The sequence below is a fragment of the Thalassobius sp. MITS945101 genome (genome assembly GCF_047123305.1).
In the GTDB taxonomy this organism is placed as follows: domain Bacteria; phylum Pseudomonadota; class Alphaproteobacteria; order Rhodobacterales; family Rhodobacteraceae; genus Thalassobius.
The window spans coordinates 1,332,808-1,351,448 of sequence record NZ_CP138918.1; the positions used below are offsets into that span (position 1 = coordinate 1,332,808).

At 60.9% G+C, this 18,641-nt stretch carries 15 protein-coding genes; 8 read left to right on the forward strand and 7 right to left on the reverse strand.

From position 1 onward, the window contains the following. The first annotated feature begins 72 nt into the window (after positions 1–72). The 4 genes from SIC14_RS06750 to SIC14_RS06765 all read left to right on the forward strand — a co-directional run bounded on the left by SIC14_RS06750 (position 73) and on the right by SIC14_RS06765 (position 2,987). Positions 73–330: a hypothetical protein gene (locus SIC14_RS06750; RefSeq protein WP_412565059.1), complete on the forward strand. Its 258-nt coding sequence runs from the start codon at positions 73–75 to the stop codon at positions 328–330. Further along, positions 327–707 carry a hypothetical protein gene (locus SIC14_RS06755; RefSeq protein WP_412565060.1) on the forward strand — a complete coding sequence of 127 codons (381 nt, stop codon included), beginning with the start codon at positions 327–329 and terminating at the stop codon, positions 705–707. Before SIC14_RS06750 ends, SIC14_RS06755 begins: the two co-directional genes overlap by 4 nt. A 74-nt stretch (positions 708–781) precedes the next feature. Next, positions 782–2,002 (forward strand): Hsp70 family protein, encoded by a 1,221-nt coding sequence (locus tag SIC14_RS06760; RefSeq protein WP_412565061.1) that lies wholly within the window; start codon positions 782–784, stop codon positions 2,000–2,002. A 70-nt stretch (positions 2,003–2,072) separates the two neighbouring features. Further along, positions 2,073–2,987 carry a rhodanese-related sulfurtransferase gene (locus tag SIC14_RS06765; protein WP_412565062.1) on the forward strand — a complete coding sequence of 305 codons (915 nt, stop codon included), beginning with the start codon at positions 2,073–2,075 and terminating at the stop codon, positions 2,985–2,987. Between the two features lie 81 nt (positions 2,988–3,068). Here SIC14_RS06765 and SIC14_RS06770 read toward each other — a convergent pair whose 3' ends face one another. The 7 genes from SIC14_RS06770 to SIC14_RS06800 all read right to left on the reverse strand — a co-directional run bounded on the left by SIC14_RS06770 (position 3,069) and on the right by SIC14_RS06800 (position 9,570). Then, the gene (locus SIC14_RS06770; RefSeq protein WP_412565063.1) at positions 3,069–4,277 is read right to left on the reverse strand and encodes a CynX/NimT family MFS transporter; all 1,209 of its coding nucleotides are present in this window, start codon (positions 4,275–4,277) and stop codon (positions 3,069–3,071) included. Between the two features lie 64 nt (positions 4,278–4,341). Then, on the reverse strand, positions 4,342–4,764 hold the full coding sequence (gene arfB / locus SIC14_RS06775; RefSeq protein WP_412565836.1) for an alternative ribosome rescue aminoacyl-tRNA hydrolase ArfB: 423 nt from the start codon (positions 4,762–4,764) through the stop codon (positions 4,342–4,344). 271 nt (positions 4,765–5,035) lie between these two features. Continuing rightward, positions 5,036–5,671, reverse strand: coding sequence for a queuosine precursor transporter (locus SIC14_RS06780; protein WP_412565064.1), 636 nt, complete (start codon positions 5,669–5,671; stop codon positions 5,036–5,038). Between the two features lie 65 nt (positions 5,672–5,736). Beyond that, positions 5,737–6,651: an esterase-like activity of phytase family protein gene (locus SIC14_RS06785; RefSeq protein ID WP_412565065.1), complete on the reverse strand. Its 915-nt coding sequence runs from the start codon at positions 6,649–6,651 to the stop codon at positions 5,737–5,739. Beyond that, entirely contained in the window at positions 6,624–7,475 is an 852-nt protein-coding gene (gene mepA / locus SIC14_RS06790) for a penicillin-insensitive murein endopeptidase (protein WP_412565837.1), read from the reverse strand. Before mepA ends, SIC14_RS06785 begins: the two co-directional genes overlap by 28 nt. Positions 7,476–7,531: 56 nt before the next feature. Beyond that, positions 7,532–8,905 (reverse strand): MFS transporter, encoded by a 1,374-nt coding sequence (locus SIC14_RS06795; protein WP_412565066.1) that lies wholly within the window; start codon positions 8,903–8,905, stop codon positions 7,532–7,534. 134 nt (positions 8,906–9,039) lie between these two features. Beyond that, the gene (locus SIC14_RS06800; RefSeq protein WP_412565067.1) at positions 9,040–9,570 is read right to left on the reverse strand and encodes an acyl-CoA thioesterase; all 531 of its coding nucleotides are present in this window, start codon (positions 9,568–9,570) and stop codon (positions 9,040–9,042) included. A gap of 198 nt (positions 9,571–9,768) precedes the next feature. On the opposite strand from SIC14_RS06800, the gene SIC14_RS06805 reads away from it, so the two are divergent. The 4 genes from SIC14_RS06805 (at position 9,769) to SIC14_RS06820 (ending at position 18,620) form a co-directional block, all read left to right on the forward strand. Continuing rightward, positions 9,769–10,056 (forward strand): YggT family protein, encoded by a 288-nt coding sequence (locus SIC14_RS06805; RefSeq protein WP_412565068.1) that lies wholly within the window; start codon positions 9,769–9,771, stop codon positions 10,054–10,056. A gap of 132 nt (positions 10,057–10,188) precedes the next feature. Further along, positions 10,189–12,228 carry a DNA helicase RecQ gene (gene recQ / locus SIC14_RS06810; protein WP_412565069.1) on the forward strand — a complete coding sequence of 680 codons (2,040 nt, stop codon included), beginning with the start codon at positions 10,189–10,191 and terminating at the stop codon, positions 12,226–12,228. Between the two features lie 54 nt (positions 12,229–12,282). Beyond that, the gene (gene yaaA, locus SIC14_RS06815) at positions 12,283–13,059 is read left to right on the forward strand and encodes a peroxide stress protein YaaA (protein WP_412565070.1); all 777 of its coding nucleotides are present in this window, start codon (positions 12,283–12,285) and stop codon (positions 13,057–13,059) included. A 104-nt stretch (positions 13,060–13,163) separates the two neighbouring features. Beyond that, complete coding sequence (locus SIC14_RS06820; protein WP_412565071.1) at positions 13,164–18,620, forward strand: alpha-2-macroglobulin family protein; 5,457 nt, start codon at positions 13,164–13,166, stop codon at positions 18,618–18,620. The last annotated feature ends 21 nt before the right edge of the window (positions 18,621–18,641 follow it).

The following is an 18,641-nucleotide window of genomic DNA, read 5'->3' on the forward strand; positions in this document are numbered from 1 at the left end:
GGTAGGCGGCGTTGGGCACCGGGTCAACAGGGGTGTTTGACTCTACCTTGGTACCAAGTTACCAACTTGTGCATGAAGAGAATCGAACGTACCCAAACCGGCGTCCGGTTGGAAACACGTCTGCTGAAAGTCCTTAAGGGGCTGGCAGAACATCTGGACATGAGCATGGCCGAGCTGATCGAGGGCATGGCGCTCCACGCCTTTGAAGGCAAAGCACCCTTTGGGCCGGAAACGCTGGCCAAGATCGAGATGCTGAAACAGGTCTACGATTTAGATTTGACAGCCGCCGACAGCCACAAAACCACCGAAGCCAAGGAGGCGGGGAAATGAACGTTTATGAAACCAAATTGGCCGCTCTGGACGATGGCACCTTGGACCCGGCCTCGTTTTCACATCGCGACCACGTGGGCGTTGCCATCGCCACCCTGCAACAGGGGGACTTTTACGAGGCGCTGGGCCGCATGTCGCGTGGGTTGCAACGTTTGACTGCAGCAGCCGGGGTGCCGGAAAAGTTCAACGCCACGGTGACCTTCGCCTTCCTCAGCACCATTGCCGAGATCGAGCCAAAGCCCGGGCAGGACATCGACGGGTTGATTGATGCTCATCCGGAAATCCTGCGCCCCAAGGCGCTGCAAGCGCTCTATTCGCAAGACCGGATGCAGTCCGATATCGCCCGCAAACTGCCGGTGCTGCCGCTGGCCTCTTGAACGCGATCCTTTCCCTTGCTTGCCTTCAGGGAATTGCCTAGAACCGGCGTCTTTCGCGCATTGGGATGGATCAGATGACGGTTCTTGGCATTGACTTCGGCACCTCCAACACAGCCGCTGCGGTGGCGGTGAATGGCAAACCTTTTGTGATCCCGTTGGAGGCTGGGGAACAAACCCTGCCCACCGCTGTTTTCCTTGATTTCGGCAACAAGCGCACGCTCTATGGCCGCCCTGCCGCCCGGGCGATGATGGAGGGTGAAGAGGGCCGTTTCATGCGGGCTCTGAAGTCCGTGCTGGGCACCCCACTGGCGCAGGAGAAACGTCAGTTCATGAATGAGAAACTGACCCTGATCGAGGTGATCGCGCGCTTTCTGACCGAAATCCGCAAACGCGCCGAAGCGGCGACCTATCAGGAGGTGACAGGCGTTCTGTCCGGGCGTCCGGTGCGGTTCCACTCTGCAGATGAGGCGCGCAACGCGCAGGCGGCAAAGGATCTGGAGGCGGCCTACCGACTGGCTGGGTTCAAAACCGTGGACTTTCTGCCCGAACCCGAAGCGGCTGCTCTGGCCGCGGGTGGACAGGGGCGCAGCCTGATCGTGGACATTGGCGGCGGCACCTCTGACTTTACGCTCTGTGATCGCGATGGCGATGGGTTCCGCGTGCTGGCGTCGCAGGGCATCCGGTTGGGCGGCACCGATTTTGACAAAGCGCTGAGCCTTGCCCATGTGATGCCGCTGCTGGGATATGGCGCGGAGATCGGCAATGAGATGGGTCCTGGCAGTCACCGTGCCCCGCGCGCGCTCTATCAGGATCTGGCGAGCTGGGAGAAGATCACCTTTGTCTACGGGCCAGCCCTGCTGCGCGATGTGCGCAAATGGGAACGACTGGCGCGGGACCCAAAGCTGTTCAGCCGCCTGGGCGAGGTGCTCGAGATGCATCTGGGCCATGACGTGGCCTATGCGGTTGAGGCGGGGAAAATCCGCGCCAATGGCGAAGGTGAAGGAGTGATCCGATTGGAGCCGGTGGAAAAGGGGCTGCGGGTTGCCTTGATGCGTGACCTGATGCAGGCCGAGTTGGAAGGTTACGCCGATCAGATTGCCGCCTGTGCTGCCGAAACCCTGGCGCTGGCTGATGTGCGACCCGACAGCGTGGACCGGATTGTCTATGTCGGTGGCTCGTCCCTGCTGGGGGTGATCCAGACCCGGATGGAGACGTTGCTGCCCGAGGCGACACCGGAAACTTCAGAGGTGTTCACGGCCGTTGTAGATGGCCTTGCGCTGGCGGCGGGGCGGTAACAGCCCTGCGGCACCGCGGCCCACACAGCCCCCCTTGTTTCATTAAGGCCAAAGGCGTAATTGACCCCGCATGTATATCGTCTGCGCCCTCTATCACTTCACCCGATTCTCTGACCCTGCCGCGCTGAAACCGGCGCTGTTGGACCTGGCGGTCTCCAAAGGGGTGACCGGTTCCCTGCTGCTGGCTCGTGAAGGGATCAATGGCACCATCGCCGGGTCCCGTGAGGGCATCGATGCCGTGCTGGCGCATGTGCGCGCCTTGCCCGGTTGCAGCGATCTGGAGTGCAAGGAAAGCACCGCGCAGGACGCGCCTTTCCCACGGATGAAGGTGAAGTTGAAGAAAGAGATTGTGACCATGGGTCAGCCGGACGTCGATCCGCTGGCCAAGGTGGGTCACTACGTGGAACCGGAAGACTGGAACGATCTGATCCGCAGCCCTGATGTGGCGGTGATCGACACCCGTAACGATTATGAGGTGGCCATCGGCACCTTTGAGGGCGCAGTGGATCCGAAAACGGACACTTTCCGCGATTTCCCCGCCTGGTGGGAGGCGAACAAAGAGCGGTTCCACAACAAGCGGATCGCCATGTTCTGCACCGGTGGCATTCGCTGCGAGAAATCCACCAATTTCCTGATGTCTCAGGGTGTTGAGGATGTGTATCACCTGAAAGGCGGTATCCTGAAGTACCTCGAAGAGGTGCCGCAGGAAGACAGCTCTTGGGAAGGCGAGTGCTTTGTCTTTGACGGCCGTGTTTCGGTTGGGCATGGGCTGGAGGAAGGGCCGCATGTGCTGTGCCACGCCTGCCGTCGCCCCATTCTGCCCGCAGATCAAAAACGGCCCGAGTTTGAGGATGGCGTGACTTGCCACCTATGCATCAATGAGAAGAGCGAGGCCGACAAAGCGCGGTTCCGCGAACGTCAGAAACAGATTGAACTGGCGAAAAAGCGGGGCGAGACCCATATGGGCGGATCGCGCGGCGTGTAAAGGCAGTGTGGGTGAGGGCGCTGCCCTCTGGGGCCCCAAGGGGCCCCATTCACCCGGGATACTTTTGCCAAGAAGAAAGCGTTAAGCCAACTGCGATGCGGTGTCTTTGGGGCGTGCACGCCAGAAGATCGTCGCGATGATCGCGATATTGAGCGCGTTCCAGACAATGCCGTTCCAGAAGGCCAGTTGGTAGCTGCCGCTCAGGTCGTAGATCACGCCGGACAGCCAGCCGCCTGCGGCCATGCCGAAAATGGTGGCCATCATCACAAAGCCCACCCAGCGGCCGGCCTCTTTGGCGGGCATATACTCGCGCACGATGATCGCGTAGGCGGGCACAATGCCGCCCTGGGCCAGACCAAAGACGGCTGACACCACATAGAGCGAGACCAACCCGTCAAACGGCAGGTAGAGGAACAGTGCCAACATTTGCAGGGTGGAGCCGATCAGCAGGGTCATCACCCCGCCCAGACGGTCGCTGAGCGCGCCAGAGATGAGCCGTGACACAACGCCCCCCAGTAGCATGAGCGAAAGCATTTCTGCCCCCACCGCAGGCCCGTAACCAAGGTCGACGCAGAAGGACACGATGTGGACCTGCGGCATCGACATGGCCATGCAGCAAGCCACACCCGCAAGTCCAAGGATCCAGGCCAGCTGCCGGTTGCTAAGGCCGCTGCGCATGGCTTGGGCGGTTTGTTGTGTGGCGGAACCGGCCTCCATTGGAGGGCGGCGGCGGAGCAGGAGGGAGAGCGGGATCACCAGCAGCACCGAGGCCGCCGCAAGCAGCAGATACACCGCACGCCAGCCGTCTGAGGCCAAAAGCGGCGAGAGCACCACCGGCCAGAAGGCCCCGGAGAGGTAGTTGGAGCTGGCAGCGATGGCGACGGCGATGCCGCGGCGTCGTTGGAACCAGAGCGATATGTCGGCAATCAGCGGTCCAAAGCTGGCCGAGGTGCCGAGGCCGATGAAGAAATGCACTGCCGAGACCAGCCAGATCGAGGGGCTGAGTACCGATAGCACAAACCCCAGACCAATGGTCAGCGCAGCGCCGGTGAGTGCAAGGGTGATCCCAAACCGGTCCACCATCTGGCCGATCAGGAAGTTGCCAAGGGCGAAGCCCACCATTGTCATGATATAGGGGTAGGCGGCCTCGGCGCGGTCCAGACCAAATTCGGATTGGATAGCGGGCATCACCATAATTACCACCCACATGCCAACGTTGCCGATCAAGCCGATCAGCAGGGACAGGCCCAACCGGGCCCAGGAATAGCGACTGTCGAGAATGGTGGTCATGCCGCCACTATGGCGCTGTCACAACAGGGGCGAAAGCCCGTAGATTGCCGGTTTCTGTTTGGGGTCAGTCTTGCCCGCTGACACGGCCGCGCAGGGATTTGACCTCACCGCGTTGTTTCTTGGCATCAAGACGCCGGCGCTGGCTGCCTTTGGTGGGTTTGGTGGGGATGCGCCGTTTGGGGCGGTGGGTGGCTTTCTCGATCAGCTCGACCAGACGTTCGCGCACAATATCGCGGTTGCGGGCCTGACTGCGGGTTTCGTCGCAGAACAGGATCAACGCGCCTTCTTTGGTCCAGCGCCGGCCGGCCAGCCGTTTTAGTCGCGCCTTTACGGGCTCCGGCAAATTGGGAGAGCGTTCGGCTTCAAACCGCAGTTCGACCGCGGTAGAGACCTTGTTCACGTTCTGCCCACCGGGGCCAGAGGCCCGGATGAACTGTTCGCTCAACTCCCAGTCGGCAATGCTGATTTCATCGGTGACACGCAACATGACAGTAAAATCGGGCATTTCCCGACAAATTGAAAGCAGACAAAAGAAAAGGGCCGCACCCGCGAAGGGCCCGACCCCAAGGGTTGAAGGAGGTGGTTCGGTTAGGCCTGTACCAACTCCAGCGGCTCATGAGCCGAGGTTTGCCTCAGCTCCGATCCTCCAGAATTGTCCCGATCCCGTTCTCCATGATCCCATTAGACACTAGAGCACCTCCTTTCTGAAGTTTCGATAACCTCAGCGTGGCACAGATTTGCTCAATGTCAAAACAAAATCATGTGGTGCGCGCGGTGAGCGACCCCACGATGATGCGAAATGGCACAAGTGCCAGCAAAGCAAGCGACAATTTCACCAGCCAATCGGCAAAGCCCAGCGAGACCCAGAGGGGTGCCATGGGGCCTGCGCCCAGCATCGGCAGAACTTCGCCAGCCCAGGACACGTCATTGCCCGGTTCCAGGAAGGTCAGCACGCCAGAGAAGGCGATGGTGAAGAAAATCGCGGTGTCCAGCGACGATCCGATCAGGGTCGAAGCCAGCGGCGCCCGCCACCATGCGCCTTCGCGCAGGCGGTTGAAGATTGCCACGTCGGTCAGCTGTGCCACCAGGAAAGCGGTGCCAGAGGCGATGGCGATACGCAGGGTGACGGCGGGGTAGGTGAAACCGTCGCCCTGCAGCATGATCTGGGTGCCGATGAGCGAGCAGATGACGCCCACCACAAAACCGGCGACCACAACTTTGCGGGCGGGGCCCACACCGTAGACGCGGTTCATCACATCGGTGACCAGGAAGGCGAGCGGGTAGGTGAAGGCGCCCCAGGTCAGCCATTGACCATAGAGGAACTGCACCAAAATGTTTGAAGCCACCACAACGGCAGCCATGGCGAGAACGCCAGGAAGGTAGTTACGAGTCATTTCTGTTTTCCGTTTTATCAAGGTAGCGGCGACTTGGCCCCTTATTCACAAGGGACGGGCGGCGTTTAATGAGTCGCGGCGGCCTTGGCAAGCGTTTCCGTCAGGACATATTCGACGATCTCGCTGCGCTGGAAGAATTTGAAGTTGTCATCGGACACCATTGTCAGCCGGGTCTGCCCCTGCGGGTCGCGCCAGACCGAAAGGCCTTCGAGGTTATCGTGTTGCCCCAGAGCGGTGGTCAGAAGGTGTTCCCCTTTGGGATCGAACTTGCCCAGATCAAAGCGGCGCAAACGGCTGCGGAACCCAATGCCACCAAACTTGCGCTCGAGCAGGTAAAACTGTCCGTCGGGACCGAAATCAGCGGCGACGGGATCAAAACCTTCTTGCACATCAATGTAGTAGAGGATCTGCCATCCCTTGCTGGAATAACGGTAGAGCGGCAGGCCGGGGCGGGATTTGGGGCGCACTTCGGGCACGGTGTAAAGACGTCCGCGCCCATCCACAGCCAGCGCTTCCAGCGCCGCGTTGCGGTGCATTTTGCGGAAATCGGGATGGCGGGGCAGGGCTTTGGCGGGGCCAAAGGCGGTGGGGTAGTGCCAGATCTGGTTGATCGATTCCAGGCTGACATAAAGCGTGCCATCCGGCCGCAGCGCCAGACCTTCGGAATCGCGATTCCAGACCTTCAGATTGCTGCCTTTGGCATCGCGCAGGGATTGGTGGCGACTCAGCTCAACGCCCGTGATCTGCCCATCGCGGCGGATCAGCTGGCCCTGCATCAGATGCATCCGGTCGCTGATCGCCAGAAAATCACGCCCGTTGTCGGCCAGTTCCAGCGCGGAAAGACCGCCAAAGGCGTCGAAATCCTCGGACCAGGTCAGGCTGATGAGGTGCTGCAGCTTGGAGGGCGGCTGGGCGCTGCCGGAAAAGGTCAGCGCCAGACCGGCCAATGCGCTCAGCGCGATTGCAAGACGTTTACGCATTGGGCAGGCAAGCTCGCCATTGTGAGTTCAGCCCGCGGTTTGGGCTTGGGTTTGGGGGCGTTGGGATCCACCGGTTTTGGCGGCGGCGGGTTCAGGATGTCATTGACCCAGCTTTCGGCGGCGTCACATCCGTCGCCAGCAGGAATCGGTTTCTGGTTCTGACAGCCCTTGGTGCCTTTCGGGCAGGAGAGACGGACGTGAAAATGGTAGTGATGCCCCCACCAGGGGCGAATTTTGCGCAGCCAGCTGCGATCCCCTTTGGCGTCTTTGCACATCTGCACCTTGGCCCCGGGAAAGACAAAAATCCGCGCCACCCGCGGATCAGAAGCCGCCGCCTTCATTACCTCCTGGTGCTCTTTGGTCCAGAAGTTGTTCACATAGGCGCCCTTGGCCCGGCGCAGCGAAATCGACGAAAGGTTTTCACGTTCCGCCACGCTGAGGTCCAGCCGGTTGGGCGGCAGCATCCAGATATCCACGTCCAGACCCAGCTGGTGGCTGCGGTGACCTGACAGCATCGGCCCGCCACGCGGCTGGCTGATGTCGCCGATATAAAGCCCCTTCCAACCGGGCAGCTGGGCGGCTTTGGCCGATAGGTCTTGGATAAAGGAAATCGTTTCGGGATGGCCCCAGTTGCGGTTGCGGCTCAGGCGCATCGCTTGCCAGGTTGGACCGGTCTCGGCCAGTTCGGCACCGCCGGCCAGACAGCCATTGGCATAGCCGCCATGTGGGCGCGGGGCCTGCGCAGAGCCCGCATCCGCCGCGCCAAAGAACTGCTTGGCGGGGATGTTTTTCATATGGGTCGGGATTTCCTGCTGCGTCGCCATCGACACACGCGGGCCTGCGTCCCCGCCGCAAGCGGCGAGGAGCATGAAGGCAGCAATCAGGCCGAAGCGGTGGTGTCCCATTCTGGCTGGTCCCCCTGCGGTTTCACCCAGCGTAGCAACAACAGCCCGATAAGGAAAAGCGCGATAAGCGGAGAAACGCCCAGACGTGCGCTTTCTGTGGCGGCCGTTGCTGCCGCAATAAGCGCTGGTGCAAGGAAGGCCGTGGCGCGACCCGACAAGCCGTAGAGGCCAAAGCTCTCGGTGGCCTTCTCGGGATCGGTGTGGCGCACCATCAACGAACGGCTGGCCGATTGTAGGATGCCACCAAAGCCGCCGATCACCACGCCACAGGTCATGAAGATGATGTCTGGGGCGTTAGACCCCTCGGCGAAGGCGATGCCAAAGATCTGTGACCGGTCCATGCCAACCACTGTGATACAAACAAGGATCAGGACCAGGATGGCAATGGTGATGACCGGTTTCGGGCCATACTTGCGGTCCCAACTGCCTCCGACCCAGCTGAAAGCGGCGGCGGAAACAACGGCGATGATGCCGAAAGCGCCGATCAGCGTCAACTCCCAGTTCAACACCAGCGCCGCGTAGACGCCACCAAAGCTGTAGAGCCCGTTGAGGCTGTCGCGATAGAACATCGATGACACCAGATAGCTGGTCAGGCTTTTGCGGTTGCGCAGGTTTTTGACCGAAGTCACCACCAGCCCAAAGGCTTGGCCAAAGGTGCCGCGCGGGCCGGTACCTTTCGGTTCCCGCACCCAGAGGAAATAGGGCACCATGAAAATCATGAACCACAGGGCCGTGAACGGACCTACCGCACGGGTGCCCTCTTTCTCGGCTGCATTGAGTCCAAAGATCGGGTCAAGGCCGACCAGTGTTTTGCCATTCGGCTGCTCTACAAACAGTGCCAAAGCAATGATCAGGGAAAACACGCCGCCTAGATAGCCGAAGGCAAAGCCCGAGCCAGAGATCTTGCCAACCTCCTTCTTGGTGCCAAGCGATGGCAGCTGCGCGTTGATGAAGATCAGCGCATATTCGGCGCCGATAAAGCCAAATCCAAAACTGGCCAGCATCCACCACAGATTGCTGCCTGCCGGATCCATGAACCACAGGCCGGACGCCCCGATGACCACCATGACCGAGAAGATGGTGATCCAGTTGATGCGTTTGCCCGAAATATCGGCCATAGCCCCAAGGAACGGTGCGGAGAAGCCGATGATCAGACCGGCGATGGTCAGACACTGGGACCAGATCACCTGTGCCTGTGCTTTAGCGGCCTCATCTGCAAGACCTTGCGTCATGAAATAATCCGCGGCGACACCGGCGAAAAACGGGCCAAAAACAAATGTCACCAACAATGTGTGATAAGGCTGCGAGGCCCAGTCAAAGAAGTACCAACCCCAAATGCGCTTGCGCATAATCCGTCCTTTTTGCTCTCAGTTCCCCGCTTGGGTTATGACAGGCGAAATGTGACGGAGGCAAGTCAATCCTGCGTGGACCCGGCGGAAACTACGGTGCTGTGGCCCTTGGATTTTTGCGGCTTGAGAGCAGGTTAGCTGGGCGGCCAGGGACGGTTGTCCTCGGCCTTGATCCAGTCCTGTACCCATTGCGGCAGGATCCATTCTCCGTCTACCGTGCCAACGGCCTCCCGCACGCGCGCTGTCGCAACGATACCGTTCTTGTCGGTGATGGCGACGCGGTAGATTACCTGGTTGGCACATTCGCCGTTTTTCTTCCACATCTGCTGATCAAGGTAGAAAAACTTATCGTCCCATCCGATCGCCTTGGACCGCATTTCAAACGATTCGAAGGCCCGCAGGCGGCGGCGGTAGCGCACGCAGACACCGGCCATCGTCATGCCCCAGCGTTCCCGCTTCAGCGCTTTCAGCAGACCGGTGCGTTTGCCCAGCAGCAGGCGGCCAAGGTCAAACAGCGTCAGGGTGCGCCCGTTGTTCAGCTCCATGAAGGGATCAATATCCCAGGGCCAGACGCGGTGCTGCGAGACATGCACGCCGTCAAACGGCAGATCCGGCGCGTTGCGGTGGACGACGAACTCTTTGAACATGCGCACATAGGGGTACATCGGGGGCTCCTGCCACGGGGGCTGTAATGGAATGGGGTCAATTCTGAACTGATCAGTTTACCTAATTCGTGGGGAGGTCAACCCGAACCCCGCGTCAACGCGATCAGGCCGCGACCCGCTGCCAATTGCCTGACAGGCTTGCGTCGCGGGGCTGGGACGCTTACCTCTGTGCGGAACGTTCAAATAGAGGTGTCGCTGATGCTGTCGCTTATTCAGATCCTGCTCTTGGTTCTTGATATCCTGTGGTTCTTCCTGATCGCACATGTGATCATGAGCTGGCTGATCAACTTTCAGGTGCTCAACGTCCGCCAACAGCTGGTTGGCCAAATCTGGTACATGCTGAACCGGATCCTAGAGCCGATCTACGCGCCGGTGCGCCGTGTTTTGCCCAACATGGGTGGGATTGATCTGGCCCCGCTGGTGGTTCTGGTCGGCATCTACGCGGTGCGGATCGTTCTGATCAACAACATCTCCGCCTTCTATTAACCGCGCCTTGCCAGCGCTTTATCGGTGTTGGCATCAAGTAAATGGGTAGGTCCGGCAAGTCGGGCTTGTCCCCCTAGGCTTGGTATGGGAAAACTGCTGCAAGAGCAGATATAGACAATCTTGCAGGAAACCATGCCAAGCGCTGCCACGCTTCTGAGCGATTACTTCGGCTTCGACGCCTTCCGCCCCGGGCAGGAAGAGGTTGTTGAAGCTGTTGCCAATGGACAGAACACACTGGCCATTATGCCCACCGGTGGGGGCAAATCTCTGTGTTTCCAACTGCCTGCCCTGATGCGCGACGGCGTTACGGTGGTGATCTCTCCGCTGATTGCTTTGATGCGCGATCAGGTGCGGGGCCTGCGCGAAGCGGGGATTGAGGCTGGGGCGCTGACCTCTGGCAACACCCAGGAAGAGACCGATCAGGTCTGGGAAGCGCTGGAAGATGGGCGGTTGAAGCTGCTCTATATCGCGCCGGAACGGCTGAGTGCTGGGTCCGCGTTGGGGATGTTGCGGCGGATCAACGTCAATCTGATCGCCGTGGATGAGGCGCATTGCGTCAGCCAATGGGGGCATGACTTCCGCCCTGATTACCTGCGCATTGGCGAATTGCGCCGCACGCTGGATGTGCCTTTGGCGGCGTTCACCGCCACCGCAGACGCCGAAACCCAGGCCGAGATCGTCACCCGTCTGTTTGACGGCGAACAGCCCGCCACCTTCCTGCGCGGCTTTGACCGGCCCAACATTCATCTGGCCTTTGCCGCCAAGAACAACCCGCGCACCCAGATCCTGAACTTTGCCGCCGCCCGCAAAGGCCAGTCCGGTATCGTCTATTGTGGCACCCGCTCAAAGACCGAAAAACTGGCAGCCGCACTGCGTGAAAAGGGCCATGCAGCGGCGCATTACCACGGTGGGATGGAAGCTGAGGATCGCCGCATCACCGAGGTCCGTTTCCAGAAAGAGGACGGGCTGATCGTGGTGGCCACCGTGGCCTTTGGCATGGGCGTGGACAAACCCGACATCCGCTGGGTCGCCCATGCGGATCTGCCGAAATCTATTGAAGCCTATTATCAGGAAATTGGCCGTGCGGGCCGCGCTGGTGGGCCAGCGGAAACGCTGACGCTGTTTGGCCCCGATGACATCCGTCTGCGCCGCAATCAGATTGACGAAGGCCTTGCCCCGCCTGAACGTCGGATGGCCGATCACGCACGGCTGAACGCACTGCTGGGTCTGGCCGAGGCTTTGGAATGTCGGCGCAAGAACCTGCTGGGGTATTTCGGTGAGATCGAAGTGACCTGCGGCAAATGCGATCTGTGTGATAGCCCGCCAGAGCTGTTTGACGGCACCCAACCGGTGCGTATGGCGCTCTCGGCGATTCTGCGCACAGAGGAATGGTATGGCTCTGGCCATCTGATTGAGATCCTGCTGGGCAACAGCAATGACCGGATTCGCGCCCGGGGGCATGATGACCTGCCCACCTTTGGGGTGGGCAAGGCCTATACGCGGCCGCAATGGCAGGCGATTTTCCGGCAGATGATGGGGCATGATCTGATCCGCCCTGATCCTGAACGTCACGGTGCCCTGCGGATGACAGACACGGCGCTGCCGATCCTGCGCGATCAGGAAAAGATCACTCTGCGCAAGGACAGCATCACCTCAGCCAAACGCCGCCCCGCGGTAAAAGCGCTGGTCAGCGAAGAGGATGCGCCGCTGCTGTCCGCGCTGAAGGCCAAACGCCGCGCGCTGGCTGAGGCCGGCAACGTGCCGCCCTATGTGATCTTCAACGACCGTACCCTGATCGAAATGGCCGAGACCCGCCCGACGAACTTGGACGGTATGGCGCGGATCAATGGCGTGGGCGCCAAAAAGCTGGAACGCTATGGTGCTGATTTTCTTGCGATTATCACCGGTGCCGTCGAAGAGGTGCATCCACAACGGCGCAAGCTGGCGGGTCGCGAGGCCGGGTCGCTGTATGACCGCCTGTTGGAAGTGCAGGCCGATCTGAGCCGCGGACCGCAGGGATTGGACAAGCCGCTAAGCTGCTCTGCGTCGCTATTGGCCAAGGTTGCCCAGATGAAGCCGCAGGACTCCGGCGCGATGGAGCGGTTGCTGGGCGACAAACGTGCCGAAAGATTTGCAGCGGCTTTTCTGGACGTGGTGCTTGAAGCTGGTTAGAACGATTCTAACTAAGAAGCCAAGCTGCCCCAGACCTGAGGATACCAGAGCATCATGCTGATCACCGTTTCGCCTGCCAAAAAGATGGATATGACCCCGGTTGAGGGCATCAAGACCACCGAAATGCGGTTTCCTGAACGGGCTGCAGAACTGGCAGAGGTGGCGCGGAACTTGTCGGTTGCTGACCTCATGAAGCTGATGAAAATTTCCGAAGCTCTGGGCAAGTTGAACGCCGAACGCTTTGCCAACTACGGCTCGCAGGAAACCAAGGCGGCAGCACTGGCGTTCGCAGGGGATACCTATCAGGGGCTGGAGGCCGCATCGCTCGACGCCGACGAACTGGGCTGGGCGCAGGATCACTTCTGCATTCTCTCCGGTCTTTACGGGCTGCTGCGGCCGCTGGATGCGATCGAACCTTATCGTTTGGAAATGGGCAGCCGTCTGAAAACCCCACGTGGCAAGAACCTTTATGAATACTGGGGCAGCGACATTTCCGAGGCATTGAATACACAGGCCGAGGGGATTGGAACCAACACACTGATCAACTGTGCCAGCCAGGAATATTTCGGCGCGGTGGACCTGAAAGCGCTGAAACCGCAGGTGATCACACCAGTCTTCATGGAAGAGAAGGCGGGCGTGGCCAAGATCGTCAGTTTCTACGCCAAGCGGGCGCGCGGATCGATGGCGCGGTTCATCATTCAGAACCGTCTGGTCGACCCCGAAGCGATTAAAGATTTCGATCTGGGCGGCTACAAGTTCCAGCCCGCGATGACCGAAGGCAATGCCTGGGTTTTCTTGCGTGATGAGGCTGCGCAAGCCAAAGCGGCGTAACGCCAGGACCCTCTGAATCCACTCCAGACCTCCGGAAACCCTCACCTTGCCGATTCGGGGCGGGCCGTGTCAGCATGGGGCATTGGATTTGAGGAGGCTTTTTGATGAAACCCATTCTCGTCGCGTTGGCCAGCGCGTTGATGCTGGCGTCGCCCGTTGTTGCACCGAACCCTGCCAGCGCGGACAGCGCCGTGCCAGAGCGACGGTTGATCCTGTCACGCGATGTGGATTTCTACGGGTCGGATCTGCAAGCGCTGTTTGACACCAACTATGGTGCCTGCGAACGGCTGTGCTTGAATGATCCCTCGTGTAAAGCTTTCACCTACAACGAAAAATCCAACGCCTGTTTCCCGAAGTCCAATATCAGCGACCGCCAGCCCTATGAAGGCGCCTGGTCCGGCGAATTTGTCACCAACCCCTCGGATCTGCACGCCAATGCAGCCGAACGGGCTGCGGCTGCAGCCGAGTTTATGGGTCCCGGCGACCTCAGTTCGATCCGCGCACAGGCTCAGAAGATCGGCTGGACCCATCCGGCGGGGCATTATCAGGTCGAGAACCTGCTGTCCTCGGCCGCGTCACGTCGCAGCGCGGAGGATTGGGTAAACGCGATGCGTTGGATGGGGGCGGCCGTCTCGCATACCGATGCTGCGGATCAATGGGTGGAATACGGCCGTTTGTCCCTGCTGGCCGCTGGGGTGAAATCCGACACCCGCACTCGCTATCAAAAACGGGCTGAACAGGCGGCAATGAACGGTTATCTGCGCGCCAACAGTCCGGCGCTGCAGGCGCAGGCGCTGATGCTGATGGCCGAAGCATTTGAGACCCGCAACCGTGGACGGGATATGATCCCAGCGCTGCGTCTGGCCAGCGCGTTACAGCCAAATTGGTCCGAGATCGACGACCGGCTTGAAGATGCGATTGGCAAATATGGTTTCCGCATCACCGAACATGACGTCGAAAGTGACAGTCTCTCCCCCCGTTTCTGCGCCCAGTTCTCGGAGCCTCTGGTGAAAACCGGTGTAGACTACGCACCCTTTGTCAAACTGCCGGAACCGGGTCTGGCGGTTGTGGCATCTGGCAACCGTCTGTGCGTTGAGGGCTTGACCCACGGCGAGCGCTATGCGCTGACATTCCGCGCAGGTCTGCCTGCGGCAAATGGTGAAACGATGGCAAAGGATGTCACGCTCAGCCAATACGTACGTGACCGGTCCGCCTCAGCCCGTTTTCCGGGCCGCGCCTATGTGCTGCCGAAAACACCAGATGCCGGCCTGCCGATTGAAACGGTCAACCTGGACCGGTTGGATCTGAAACTCAGCCGTGTCAGTGACCGCAACCTGCTGCGTGCCATCACCGACGGCTATTTTGGTCGCCCTCTGTCCTATTGGGAAACGCAGGATTTCAGCGGCTCGATTTCCGAGGTGGTCTGGGAAGGCGAAGGCGAGGTCCGCAATGAGCTGAACCGCGACATGACCACCCGCTTGCCGATGGGCGATCTGATCGCTGACCTGCCCGCTGGGGTCTATGTTTTGCAGGCTCAGGTGCCTGGCGCCGATCCCTACGATGAACCGGATGCGATGCAGTGGTTTGTGTTGTCCGATCTGGGAGTAACCACTCTTGGCGGCACCGATGGGCTGCATGTCTTTGCCCGCTCGCTGGCAACAGCGGAGGTGCTGAGCGGGGTTGAGGCGACGTTGATTTCACGCTCCAACCGGGTGCTGGGCAAGGTGCAGCTGGATGGGGACGGCCACGGCGTGTTTGATGCTGGGCTGACGCTGGGCACCGGCGGCGCGGCGCCCGCGCTCTTGGTGGTTGAACGGGGCGAAGAGGATGTGACCTTCTTGTCGCTGAAAGATGCTGCGTTTGACCTGTCGGACCGTGGGGTTGAGGGCCGCGCGCCCAGTCCGGCGATTGATGTGTTCCTGACCACCGACCGCGGCGCCTATCGCGCCGGTGAGGTGATCCATGCCACGGCGCTGACCCGTGATGCGGTGGCCCATGCGCAGGAAGGTCTGCCTGTCACTGCAATCCTGACCCGTCCTGATGGGGTTGAACATACCCGCTCTCTGTCCCAAGGGGCCGTGGCGGGGGGGCATGTCTTTGCCCTACCGCTTAGCCCGACGGTGCCACGTGGCAGCTGGCGCCTGGACATCAAGGCGGATCTGGATGCGCCCGCGCTCGCCAGCACCAGTGTGCTGGTGGAGGATTTTCTGCCGGAACGCATTGATTTTGACTTGTCCCTGCCGACTGGTCAGATCCGACCGGGTGACAGCCCGCCGATGACGGTAGACGCCCGCTATCTGTTTGGCGCACCTGCTGCAGGGCTGACACCCCAAGGCACGGTAATCCTGCGCGAGGCGCAGGGGATCGAGGGCTATCCGGGGTATCGTTTTGGTCGCTATGACAACCGTTTCTCACCGCGGACCGAATTCTTTGGCGGTGCCGACACGGACGAAGCCGGGCGCTCAATCGTGCCGCTGAACCTGCCCGAGGCCGAGGGTGCTGACCGGCCCCTGCGGGCTGAGGTCATTGTCTCCATGGCCGAGGGATCAGGTCGTCCGGTGGAACGGCGTCTGACCCGCGACCTGGCCCCTGCCGGTCCGGTGATTGGCATCAAACAGATGTTTGACGGCGTTGTGCCCGAAGGCACCGAAGCCACCCTGCAGGTCATCGCGTTGGGCGCGGATCTGCAACCTATTGCCATGCCTGTGCGCTGGACGGTGAACCGCGTGACCCGCCGCTACCAGTGGTATCAGCAATGGGGCAGCTGGGAGTGGGAGCCAATCACCACCCGCAAAGCTGTAGCCTCAGGTCTGGGTCAGCTGGGGGATACCCCGCTGGAGGTCACAGCCCCGGTAGAGTGGGGCAATTACGAACTGGTGATCGAAAACGCAGATGGGGAACACCTCTCGGCCTCCTCCAGTTTCTATGCCGGTTGGTATGCACCAGTCGACACCTCCAAAACGCCCGACACGCTGGAGCTGTCGCTTGATAAAGAGGCCTATCGGCCCGGTGAAACGGCCAAGCTGCGTTTGGTGCCACGGGCGGCCGGCAAGGCATTGGTGACTGTGATGTCGAACCGCGTGATTGCAATGCAGGCGGTGGATGTGGTCGCAGGCGAAAACCTGATCGACGTGCCGGTGACCGATGAGTGGGGCGCCGGGGCCTATGTCACGGCGCAAGTGATCCGCCCGATGGATGTGGCCGCAGGCCGCAATCCTGCGCGGGCCCTGGGGCTCAGCTATGCGCAGGTGAATCCCGGTGAAAAACAGCTCAGCGTTTCCATCGATACACCGGCCGAGGCTGACCCCCGTGGCACCCTGAGTGCTGCCGTTGTGGTGGAAGGTGTAAAGGCAGGGGAAACCGCTTACGTCTCCGTCGCGGCGGTGGACGTGGGGATCCTCAACATCACCGGTTTTGACAGTCCGGACCCCTCTGCGCACTACTTTGGCCAGCGGCGTTTGGGGGTTGAGATCCGTGACCTCTATGGCCGTCTGATCAACGGTATAAACGGGGCGATGGGGCAGGTGCGCTCTGGCGGGGATGCCAGCAGCAGCAACAGTTTCCAATCGCCGCCCCCGACCGAGGAGCTGGTGGCCTATTTCACTGGACCGGCCACTGTAGGGCCCGATGGGCGCGCCGCGGTCAGTTTTGACCTGCCCGCCTTTAACGGCACCGTGCGACTGATGGCGGTGGCTTGGTCGAAAACCGGCGTAGGACAGGCCGAAGCGGATGTGTTGGTGCGCGATCCTGTGGTGGTCACGGCCAGCTTGCCGCGGTTCCTTGCCCCCGGTGACCAGTCGCGATTGCTGCTGGAGATTGTCCATGCCAACGGTCCGACTGGACGGATGGGGCTGGATGTGACGGCCACAGGCCTTGTGCTGGACAGTTCGGCGGTGCCTTCGGGGATCACGCTGGCAGCGCAGCAGAAACAGACCCTGCGTCTGCCGGTGACAGCCACAGACGTGGGCGATCACAGCCTGCGGGTGGCCCTGACCACACCGGATGGCCGCCAATTGGTGAAGGAGCTGACGCTGGGCGTGCGCAACAACGATCCTGCAACCTCGCTGACGCAGCGGTTTGAACTGGCGGCGGGTCAGACCTTTACCTTGGACAGCAACGTCTTTGCCGACCTGCGGCCCGGATCTGGCTCTGCCGTGATCTCGGCGGGTCCGCTGGCGAAACTCAACGCGCCAGCGCTACTGGCACAGCTGGACCGCTACCCCTATGGCTGCACGGAACAGGTGACCAGTCAGGCCATGCCGCTGCTCTATCTGAGCGCGGTGAATGAGGCGCTTGGGCTGGGCGGTCGGGACCGGATTGAACTGCGGGTTTCGCAAGCGGTCGAGAAGGTCCTGACCCGCCAAAGCCGAAATGGCGCCTTTGGTCTGTGGTATCCCGACAGTGGCGACTTGTGGCTGGATGCCTATGTCAGCGACTTCCTGAGCCGCGCCCGCTCTGAAGGCTATGCGGTGCCGGATCTGGCCTTCCGCATGGCGATCGACAACCTGCGCAATCGGGTGAACTATGCCTCCGACTTTGACGAAGGGGGGGAGGAACTGGCCTATGCGCTGATGGTTCTGGCCCGTGAAGGCGCGGCCTCAATGGGGGATCTACGATACTATGCGGATGTCAAAGGGGGGGCGTTCACCACACCCCTTGGGGCGGCACAACTGGGTGCGGCTTTGGCGCAATATGGCGATCAGACCCGTGCGGATGGGATGTTTGCCCGCGCCGCCACTCTGATCCGCGCTGAAAACGGTGCCGAGCGCAACATCTGGCGTGTGGACTATGGCACCCGCCTGCGCGACAGCGCCGCGGTTCTGGCGCTGGCGGTAGAGGCTGGCAGCAATGCGGTGGATCGTGACGCGCTGATCCGGCGGGTTTCGGCCCCCGGACGGGATCTGTCGACGCAAGAGTCGGTCTGGTCTCTGCTGGCCGCCAAAGCGCTGGTCAAAGATCCCTCGCTCAGCGGTTTGACGCTGAACGGGGCCACTGTGGACGGACCGTTTGTGCGCATGTTGCAGGATCAGCTGGGCGTGGCGCCAATGGCGGTGACCAACACGACAGCTGTGCCGACCCAGATCACCCTGACCACCACCGGTGTGCCTGATGGACCAACAGAGCCACAGGGCTACGGCTACCGTTTGGAGCGTAGTTACTTCACCACAGAGGGCGATCCGGTGGATCTGGGCAACATCCGCACCGGTGATCGTTTGGTCACGGTGCTGACAGTCTATCCCGCGGAAAAAGGCGGGGCGCGCCTGATGGTCAATGATCCGTTGCCTGCCGGATTGGAGATCGACAACCCGAACCTGCTGCGGCAGGGGGATATCCGTGCACTGGACTGGCTGGACCCGATCGAAGGGCAATTCAGCGAGTTCCGCGCCGATCGTTTCCTGACCGCTGTGGACTGGTCGTCGAGTAACTCGTTCCAGCTGGCCTATATCGTCCGCGCCATTTCGCCGGGTGTTTTCCACCATCCAGCCGCGGTGGTCGAGGATATGTATCGGCCGCAATACCGCGCCAATACCGCCTCTGGTGAGGTGAGGATTGCGGAGTAACCCGTTGCGGAAGGCCCCCTG

Coding starts and splice junctions, on each gene's coding strand:
- SIC14_RS06750 (WP_412565059.1), top strand. CDS start 73: ATGAAGAGAATCGAACGTACCCAAACCGGCGTCCGGTTGGAAACACGT.
- SIC14_RS06755 (WP_412565060.1), top strand. CDS start 327: ATGAACGTTTATGAAACCAAATTGGCCGCTCTGGACGATGGCACCTTG.
- SIC14_RS06760 (WP_412565061.1), top strand. CDS start 782: ATGACGGTTCTTGGCATTGACTTCGGCACCTCCAACACAGCCGCTGCG.
- SIC14_RS06765 (WP_412565062.1), top strand. CDS start 2,073: ATGTATATCGTCTGCGCCCTCTATCACTTCACCCGATTCTCTGACCCT.
- SIC14_RS06770 (WP_412565063.1), bottom strand. CDS start 4,277: ATGACCACCATTCTCGACAGTCGCTATTCCTGGGCCCGGTTGGGCCTG.
- arfB (WP_412565836.1), bottom strand. CDS start 4,764: ATGTTGCGTGTCACCGATGAAATCAGCATTGCCGACTGGGAGTTGAGC.
- SIC14_RS06780 (WP_412565064.1), bottom strand. CDS start 5,671: ATGACTCGTAACTACCTTCCTGGCGTTCTCGCCATGGCTGCCGTTGTG.
- SIC14_RS06785 (WP_412565065.1), bottom strand. CDS start 6,651: ATGCGTAAACGTCTTGCAATCGCGCTGAGCGCATTGGCCGGTCTGGCG.
- mepA (WP_412565837.1), bottom strand. CDS start 7,475: ATGGCGACGCAGCAGGAAATCCCGACCCATATGAAAAACATCCCCGCC.
- SIC14_RS06795 (WP_412565066.1), bottom strand. CDS start 8,905: ATGCGCAAGCGCATTTGGGGTTGGTACTTCTTTGACTGGGCCTCGCAG.
- SIC14_RS06800 (WP_412565067.1), bottom strand. CDS start 9,570: ATGTACCCCTATGTGCGCATGTTCAAAGAGTTCGTCGTCCACCGCAAC.
- SIC14_RS06805 (WP_412565068.1), top strand. CDS start 9,769: ATGCTGTCGCTTATTCAGATCCTGCTCTTGGTTCTTGATATCCTGTGG.
- recQ (WP_412565069.1), top strand. CDS start 10,189: ATGCCAAGCGCTGCCACGCTTCTGAGCGATTACTTCGGCTTCGACGCC.
- yaaA (WP_412565070.1), top strand. CDS start 12,283: ATGCTGATCACCGTTTCGCCTGCCAAAAAGATGGATATGACCCCGGTT.
- SIC14_RS06820 (WP_412565071.1), top strand. CDS start 13,164: ATGAAACCCATTCTCGTCGCGTTGGCCAGCGCGTTGATGCTGGCGTCG.